Source organism: Maribellus maritimus, from assembly GCF_022267315.1.
In the GTDB taxonomy this organism is placed as follows: domain Bacteria; phylum Bacteroidota; class Bacteroidia; order Bacteroidales; family Prolixibacteraceae; genus Draconibacterium; species Draconibacterium maritimum.
This window is the reverse complement of record NZ_JAIKLE010000078.1, coordinates 1-8,127: the sequence shown is the minus strand read 5'-3', so window position 1 is coordinate 8,127 and position 8,127 is coordinate 1. Positions and strand designations below refer to the sequence as shown.

The 8,127-nt window shown below is 37.6% G+C and carries 7 protein-coding genes; 6 read left to right on the top strand and 1 reads right to left on the bottom strand.

The annotated features are described in order from the left end of the window. The first annotated feature begins 348 nt into the window (after positions 1 to 348). The 6 genes from K5G00_RS28450 to K5G00_RS28425 all read left to right on the top strand — a co-directional run bounded on the left by K5G00_RS28450 (position 349) and on the right by K5G00_RS28425 (position 5,802). A complete protein-coding gene (locus K5G00_RS28450; protein ID WP_238769886.1) occupies positions 349 to 855 on the top strand; it encodes a hypothetical protein in 507 nt (168 codons plus the stop codon). A 9-nt stretch (positions 856 to 864) separates the two neighbouring features. Then, positions 865 to 1,164 (top strand): DUF6261 family protein, encoded by a 300-nt coding sequence (locus tag K5G00_RS28445; RefSeq protein ID WP_238769885.1) that lies wholly within the window; start codon positions 865 to 867, stop codon positions 1,162 to 1,164. Positions 1,165 to 1,369: 205 nt separating this feature from the next. Next, positions 1,370 to 2,449 (top strand): mannose-1-phosphate guanylyltransferase, encoded by a 1,080-nt coding sequence (locus K5G00_RS28440; RefSeq protein WP_238769884.1) that lies wholly within the window; start codon positions 1,370 to 1,372, stop codon positions 2,447 to 2,449. A gap of 114 nt (positions 2,450 to 2,563) precedes the next feature. Further along, on the top strand, positions 2,564 to 3,895 hold the full coding sequence (fucP, locus tag K5G00_RS28435; RefSeq protein WP_238769883.1) for an L-fucose:H+ symporter permease: 1,332 nt from the start codon (positions 2,564 to 2,566) through the stop codon (positions 3,893 to 3,895). Beyond that, positions 3,892 to 4,239 carry an L-rhamnose mutarotase gene (locus K5G00_RS28430; RefSeq protein ID WP_238769882.1) on the top strand — a complete coding sequence of 116 codons (348 nt, stop codon included), beginning with the start codon at positions 3,892 to 3,894 and terminating at the stop codon, positions 4,237 to 4,239. The genes fucP and K5G00_RS28430 overlap by 4 nt, the downstream gene beginning before the upstream one ends. A 297-nt stretch (positions 4,240 to 4,536) precedes the next feature. Further along, the gene (locus K5G00_RS28425) at positions 4,537 to 5,802 is read left to right on the top strand and encodes a cation:proton antiporter domain-containing protein (RefSeq protein ID WP_238769881.1); all 1,266 of its coding nucleotides are present in this window, start codon (positions 4,537 to 4,539) and stop codon (positions 5,800 to 5,802) included. Positions 5,803 to 6,287: 485 nt separating this feature from the next. Here K5G00_RS28425 and K5G00_RS28420 read toward each other — a convergent pair. Beyond that, positions 6,288 to 8,127, bottom strand: a 1,840-nt coding sequence (locus K5G00_RS28420) for a T9SS type A sorting domain-containing protein (RefSeq protein ID WP_238769880.1), incomplete at its 5' end; no start/stop codon positions are given.

Genomic DNA, 8,127 nt, shown 5'->3' with positions numbered 1-8,127 from the left:
ACGGATTGTACTAACAGAAACAAACCTGAAAATAACTAACAAATAAAACCAAAGAATCATGAACCCGCCACTCAAAAAACCTTTACTTACGCGCCTGAAGGCGTGAATATTCCCTGCGCCGCTTCTCAACGCATTAAACTCATCTGAAATTCATAACTATAAAAACCTAAAAAATGAAACATGCCCCATAAACCAAATCTTTTAAAACATTCCCGGGCAGCAACAAGGTTGAAACGCCCGCTCCTCCAAACAGCCCCTGTTCTTTATCGCTCTCACACCCGGTAACCACGGTTACCTCGAATACAAAAAGTACTCTGTACTAATTACTCACAATTAAATACTATAGATATGAAAACAAAAAAATTAAAACTACTCACCATTTTCCTGTTCCTGTTTCCGCTTTGTGTGGTTTTATTGGGGGCAGGATGCGAAAAAGAAGTTGACTATTCCAATTTAGTGGAAGGCTACGTTGTTGGTTCTTTCGTTTGTTCTGAAGTTGACTCTGATGGACAGGCAACAGGTAATAACACTGAAAGGGGCTATTGTATATTGCTGGAAGACAGCGAAAATGCGAACTCGCATTGGCCTATGGATTTTTATACTTTTGATTTTCCTCCAGGAATTTTTGAGTTTCCAGAGGAAATTATTTCTCCAACTCACAATTCCAATGACGGAGGACCTAATTTTTTCCCAGATAGTATACGAAATAAATACCATATTGTACTTCAATATAAAGAACAAATAAATTCTGAAAAAATCCAGTTTGGGTGTGGCTTTTATACTATGTTAATACCATTTCCATGGGAAAATTATAAACAAATAACACTGAACCAAATTTTATTAAAAAAAGACTAAAACAGAATTATGAAAACCGGCTGGGTAACCGAACTGAAAAACGCTAATAATAATTTTGAAACCCTGGTGAAGGAGCGCTATTCGGAAGAAGCGGGGAAAACCCACTTGAGCATGAAGGAAGTGCGTGAGCAAATTGACGCGGCTTACCATACCATTACCGAACGCATTGGTGCGTTGATAATTGTAAACGGTGAAGAAACCTACTCGGGTTTTGTAAAAGACCTGAACCGGCGCGTAGAGAAATATTACCGGGTTTTGTCGCAGCGCGAGGGCCGAAATTCAAAAAAAGGGAATGGGGAAGAGGAATAAGGGATCGGCGAATTGTCCTGAAAGGACTCCTATGAAGAATTCGCCGGAATTCGCCGCGATAGAAAATCGCATCACCCTGATTTAAACCTTCAAGGTTTCCAAAACTTTGAAGGTTTAGTTTTTTAACTTCAATGCATTTGAAAATAATTCTTCTTTTTCTGAATAAAACACGTATTTTTAACTTTCAACGAAAAACACATCAAATATGGAAAAATTGTATTGTTTAATTATGGCCGGAGGTTCGGGAACCCGTTTCTGGCCCCGCAGCAAAACAGCAAAACCAAAACAGTATTTAAATATTTTTGGCGATGATTCACTTTTGCAATCCACCATTAAACGCTTTTCGACTTTTACAAAATACGAGGATATTTATATTGTATCAGGAAAAACACAGGCAAAAGTACTGGAGGAACAAACCCCGGTGTTGCCCAGGCAAAACCTGATTTACGAACCGGTAGGTAAAAATACACTGCCCTGTATCGGACTGGCTGCGATGTTTGCCGAAATAGATAACCCGGAAGGAATTATGGTCGTTTCGCCTTCAGACCATCTGATAACCAATGAGGATTTATTTAAAGATACTGTCCTTACAGCTGCGAAAGTTGCCGACGAAAAAGATGGAATTGTTACCATTGGAATTACTCCGTCTTATCCGGCAACCGGTTATGGTTATGTACAAACAGCTGAGGAAATCAATGCAGGCGATGGCATCAAACAATTTAAAGTGGAACGTTTTGTGGAAAAACCGGATGAGCAGACAGCGACCAGTTACCTTGAACAAGGTGGGTTTTTCTGGAACAGCGGCTTGTTTATTTTTAAAGTGTCGGTTTTTCTGGATGCAGTGAAACAATTTGCCCCTGATTTATACAACGATTTACGCAAAATTCAGGCAGAAATCGGAAAAGAAACTTTTGAACCCACACTTGACACCATTTATCGTGCAGTGGAAGGAATTTCGGTGGACTACGGAATTATGGAACATGCCCAAAACATTTACCTTGTGGAAGGGAATTTCGACTGGAATGACCTCGGTAGTTGGGAATCAGTTTATTTAACCGACAAAAAAGATGAAAACGGGAATGCCGGCTCAGGGGAAGCCATTTTGTTGGATACCCAAAATTCCTATGTATATTCTGATGAAGGATTGATTGCAGTTGTTGGGCTCGATGATGTTGTGGTTGTTAAAGACGGAAATACTACCCTGGTTTGCAAACGCGACAAAACTGAAGACGTAAAAAAGATTGTGGAACAACTCAAAGCAGGGAAAAGGAACGAATTCCTGTAAAATAGATATGCAAATATTCAAAAAGTGGAGAGAAGTACCGGTTAGTACAGGTTACAAGTAATCACTTAATTTTCAATATTTGCCAACTAAATTAAAACTTAAACCAATAAAACAATGAAAGACCCAAAGAATATAGTGGTTTCCAGAAAAATGCTGGTTCCTTTTATTTTAATAACCAGTTTGTTTGCCATGTGGGGATTCGCCAATGATATTACCAATCCCATGGTGGCAGCATTCAAAACCGTGATGGAAATTTCAAATGCAAAGGCAGCCCTTGTACAGTTGGCTTTTTACGGAGGGTACGGAACCATGGCTATTCCCGCTGCGCTAATCATAAAAAGGTATTCTTACAAATTGGGAATTATTATTGGCCTGGCTTTATACGCCGTTGGTGCTTTGTTATTTTTTCCGGCAGCTCAGTTCGAGATTTATGGTTTTTTTCTGGTTTCATTGTACATATTAACCTTTGGTTTAGCATTTTTGGAAACAACTGCCAATCCGTATATCTTATCGATGGGAGCGCCGGAAACTGCTACCAGAAGGTTAAACCTGGCACAATCTTTTAATCCTTTAGGCTCAATAACCGGGATGTTTGTTGCGTCTCAGATTATTCTCCCGGCATTGAATTCAGACAAACGCGATGCCGCCGGAAATTTGATCTTCGAAACTTTGAACGCGACAGAGAAAGCAGCCGTAAGAACGCATGACCTGGCAGTTATTCGTGATCCTTATGTTATTCTTGGATTTGTAGTTTTAGCCTATCTGGTGGTTATCATTCTGGCAAAAATGCCCAAAAGAGAGAGTGCAGATCACGAGATTCACGCGATAGATTCTTTTAGAAGATTGATGAAAAATAAAAAATACCGAGAAGGTGTAATTGCTCAGGTGTTTTATGTAGGCGTACAAATTATGTGCTGGACTTTTATCATTCAATATGGTGAAAACCTTGGACTTGAAAAATCGGAAGCGCAACGCTACAACATTGTTGCGATGGCCATTTTTATAGCCAGCCGTTTTATTAGTACAGCGTTGATGAAATATCTGAACCCGAGATTTATGTTGTTACTTTTCGCAATTGGGGGAATGTTTACCATTTCTGGTGTAATACTATTTCAGGGAATGGCGGGAATGTATCTTTTGGTCGCAACTTCGGCCTTTATGTCATTAATGTTCCCAACCATTTATGGAATTGCACTCGACGGGATCGGTGATGATGCCACACTTGGCGCAGCCGGGTTGGTTATGGCAATTGTTGGCGGAGCACTTATGCCACCGCTTCAGGCAAGAATTATAGATGCCGGAGGAACCGGATTTAATGATTTGCAGATATTTGGATTTATTTCAGAAGTAAACTTCTCGTTTATACTCCCTTTTATCTGTTTTGTTGCGATTGCTATATACGGATACAGAACGTATCACGATTTTAAAAAACAACCGTCAGTATGATGAACCAAAAAAGATTTTGCAAAACTCTTCAACTGGAAAATGATTTAAAGCTTATAAAAGCCTACAAAGAAGTTCATGCACCCGGAGCCGTTTGGCCCGAAATTACTCAGGGCATGAAAGAGGTTGGTATACTCGATATGGAAATTTATATTCAGGGCACTCAGCTTTTTATGATAATGGATACTGTTGCTGATTTTGACCATGACAAAGCCATGGCAGAACTGGCAACAAAACCTAGGCAGTCGGAATGGGAGGCTTATGTTTCGCAGTTTCAAAAAACATCGGAAACAGCAACAGCCGATGAAAAATGGCAATTAATGGAACGCATTTTTAAAATGGATTAGCAGGGGATTTGAAAATTGTAAGCTGCTTTAACCATCATAAAAATAATGAAATAGATTCAATTCTTTTGTTGGTTCTGGCTATCCTTTTTGGGCTGATTGCAACACTTTAATAAAAAATAGATTATTCACTGAATGAGACGGGATTAGCCCTTAAAACACTGGGAAAAAAGGCCGATGACATGGTAGTTGTATTTATAATTGAACGGGGAGAACTATAGAAATTCAACATAAACATATTTTACAATAATATTGTTAGCTCTTTAAGTAGTTTTTGTAAATTGCCGAAAAAGGAGCACTATGAACGCATATCTATTCCTTATTGGACTTTGTGTTGTAATTATCATTTCATTTTTTAATAATATGCTGGCACGCCGGACTAATATACCGAGCGTGTTGGTTCTCATTTTATTAGGTGTTGGAATTCAGCAACTTTTGCTTTATTTTAATTTGGAGCCCAGTTATTTTAATGTTCTGGAAGTACTTGGTATAGTCGGACTGATTATGATTGTACTGGAAGCCGCACTCGATTTGGAGCTAAAGAAGGAAAAATGGCCGATTATATGGAAGTCCTTTACAATCGCATCATTCTCGCTGGCTTTAACATCGTTGGCGATATCCTTTGTTATACAGATTTTTATTCCTAATCTCGATTTTTTACAGGCTATGGTTTACGCTTTGCCTCTTTCGATTATGAGCAGTGCAATAATAATCCCAAGTGTGGCAAACTTAAACCATTACAAAAAGGAATTTTTGATTTACGAAAGTACCTTTTCTGATATTTTGGGTATCATGGTTTTTTATATGATTGTTGAAAATATTGATGTTGAGGGAATGAGGCAGCTTAGTTTTGCGATAGGAAGTAATATATTTTTGACCATTGTAACATCGGTTGTTTTGAGTTATATCCTTCTTTACATCATTCAAAAAATAAAGGGGCAGGCAAAGTTTTTTCTTTTTCTCGCTGTTCTTATTTTGCTTTATGCGGTAGGAAAATTATTACATCTTTCATCGCTTATCATCATCCTGATGTTTGGCTTGTTACTTCGAAATCATAAGGTATTGTTAGTGGAGAAGCTTGAGAAGTGGCTTGATGATGAACGTATTGATGCTGTTTACGACCAGTTTAAAATGATAACAGTCGAAACGTCTTTTGTTGTAAGGACTTTCTTTTTTGTTGTTTTTGGAATGACTTTACCCTTGAATTCTCTGCTGAGTACACAGGTTTGGCTAATTAGTTTAATTTTTCTGGTTGTTATGTATGCGTTACGCTTCGGCCTTTTTTATATTGTTGAAAACAAAGATACTATGCCCCAGACTTTTATTGCTCCAAGAGGATTGATTTCAGTTTTGTTGTTTTTTGCGATACCAGAATCGTTAAAAACAGAGGGTTTTGAGAGAGGAGTTTTGTTTGTTGTAATTATTGCTACAAGTATTATTATGGCATCATCGCTTATTGCTTATGGAAAAAGTGGGGAAACAGACAAAGAACGAGATAGCGCGAAAACAAATGAATCAGATTTTTCAGATATAAGGATGACTACATCTTTCGAAAGGGAACAATAAAAAAAACTACCCCGTTTTTGGGATAGTTTTAAAAGCGTACCGAAAAATTTAAAATCTAATCAATAAATTTAAAATCCAACTAAACTATTAATTCTCTACCGGGTTTGTAATAGGAATATTATCTGTTTTATTCCTTTATCGTTTTTTTTATTTTATCTATCGTTTCCTGTATACAAAGTAAAGGATAATACAAATTTATTGCAGTATTTTTCTAGCTGAAAACAAAAGGGTTAAAAGCTGATATTTTATTTGTTATTCTGCTTATGTATATCAGAATTATTTTCTTTTTATAAGAAATATGGAAATTAATTCAGAGAAATTTATGAAAGAATTACTTATAAAAATAGTTTTTTTCTTAGTTAGATCCGGTTATTTGCACGATGGTTCCTGATTAAAAGAAGAAGAGCTTTGAAATACGTATTTCAAAGCCTCAATTCAATTTTTAATTATAAAATTTGTGTGACGCCATGAAATTAAATATGATTTTATCTGGCATGTTTGTTGGTTTTTAAAATGAGTTTTTTGACGATCTGTTTTTTATCCATAATAAGCCTTACAAAGTATATTCCCGAAACATTATCGGATAAATTGAGCATGATTTCTTGTTCGGCATTAACCTGTCCGTTAAATACTGTTTTTCCCGTTATGTCTGTTATGATAAGTTCAGCATTGGAAATTTTAGATGAGAATTTTATGGTGACTTCTCCCGATGTTGGATTTGGATACATTTTGATTTCAAATTCTTTATTTTCAGCACTGTTTATGCCAACAGGAAAACCATCGACACAAACCTGGAAAGTATCGGTAACGAAAGCTCCTTCTGCATCTGATGCTTTTGCTATTATGTTGACACATCCTGTATCCGCAATTGATGGAGTGCAGACTATCATATCACCGGTTAAAGTAGCCCATGTAGGTAATGAATTATTTCCTTCTGACGTTATATTGATGGTTAATATTTCATCTTCTATATCGCCAAATAGATGTCCAGTAAAAGGACTTACGGGAATTTTTAAAATAGAAGAAGCATGAATTATTTGGTCAGGAATAGACGTTATTTTGTATGGTGCATCATTTACTGCTTCTATGGTAACTGTAAATGTTTTAGATGTTGTCCCTCCTTCGCTGTCTTCTATGGTAACAGTTATTTTTGTTTCGCCATTCATGTTTGGGGCAGGGACAATTTTCAGTATTGCCGTTGGTGCACCTTGAGTATAATCGATCAGGAGAGAATCTGTTAGTGTGTTGTTGCTGCTTGTGACAGAGATGGATAACTCCTGAGTCAGACAGTCGTTTCCTGAGGAAATACCGCTTAGATTCAGGGAAACAGGTTCTTGATCTTCGTTTATAGTCAAATCTGTAATGGGAGCAATTGTTGGTGAAGCATTACCGGGAATAATGATTACATTGAATGAAAGCGTATCGGTATTCCCACTTTTATCGGTAGCTACCCATGTTTCTGTAGTACTTCCTACAGGGAAGGACTCCCGGCTTCCGAGTCCTGTGATTTGTTTCAATGTTGCACTGCAATTGTCACGGAACGAAATTTCGGGATATTTGATACTCACAAATGTATCACAAGGATTGTTTTTCAGCACGATGGAAATATCTTCAACTTCGTTAATGGTTGGTGAAATGGTATCTGAAACAGTTATTGTTTCCCTTATTTTGGATCTGTTTCCGTTTAAGTCAATAGCTACGATTTGCATCTCTGTTTTTTCTCCCGTGTTAGAACAGTTAAAGCTTTTGGGAGACAGCTCTATTTCGATATTTTCACTTGGAGTACAGTTGTCCGTGATTTTTTCTGTTAAAGCAGCGATATCTTCATCTGTCAGTTTGTATTCTCCTTTTTCATTTAAAAAAATTTCGACCGGTGTCCAAATTATCGACGGAGTAATTGAGTCTTTTACCGTAATTATTTGAATCTGCTCTTTTGCTTTATTTCCGCAATCGTCTGACAAGCTCCAAATCCGGGTAATAACCCATTCTCCGGGGGATTCACCTGCCTCCGTTTTGTCTGTAAAAGTTGCCTCCAGTTCGGTTGTGCTGCAATTATCGCTTTCATCAGTGACATCCCCTGTTTGAGTAACGCTTGAATCATATTCGCAAATTGTGTCTGAATATATTGTAATGTCATCGGGAGAAGTAAAAGTTGGAGGAGTGGTGTCCTGAATGGTCACCACCTGGGAATGGAAAGTCTGGTTTCCGCAGTTGTCTGTAGCTGTCCACTTTCTGGTGATGGTGTAGCTGTTATCGCAGATAGTATCGGAATAAACTTCCTTAAAAGAGACATCCACATCTGCATCGCAATTGTCGGTAGCAGTT

Excerpts from the sequence above, each read along its gene's own strand:
- K5G00_RS28450 (WP_238769886.1), top strand. The coding sequence starts at position 349 with ATGAAAACAAAAAAATTAAAACTACTCACCATTTTCCTGTTCCTGTTT.
- K5G00_RS28445 (WP_238769885.1), top strand. The coding sequence starts at position 865 with ATGAAAACCGGCTGGGTAACCGAACTGAAAAACGCTAATAATAATTTT.
- K5G00_RS28440 (WP_238769884.1), top strand. The coding sequence starts at position 1,370 with ATGGAAAAATTGTATTGTTTAATTATGGCCGGAGGTTCGGGAACCCGT.
- fucP (WP_238769883.1), top strand. The coding sequence starts at position 2,564 with ATGAAAGACCCAAAGAATATAGTGGTTTCCAGAAAAATGCTGGTTCCT.
- K5G00_RS28430 (WP_238769882.1), top strand. The coding sequence starts at position 3,892 with ATGATGAACCAAAAAAGATTTTGCAAAACTCTTCAACTGGAAAATGAT.
- K5G00_RS28425 (WP_238769881.1), top strand. The coding sequence starts at position 4,537 with ATGAACGCATATCTATTCCTTATTGGACTTTGTGTTGTAATTATCATT.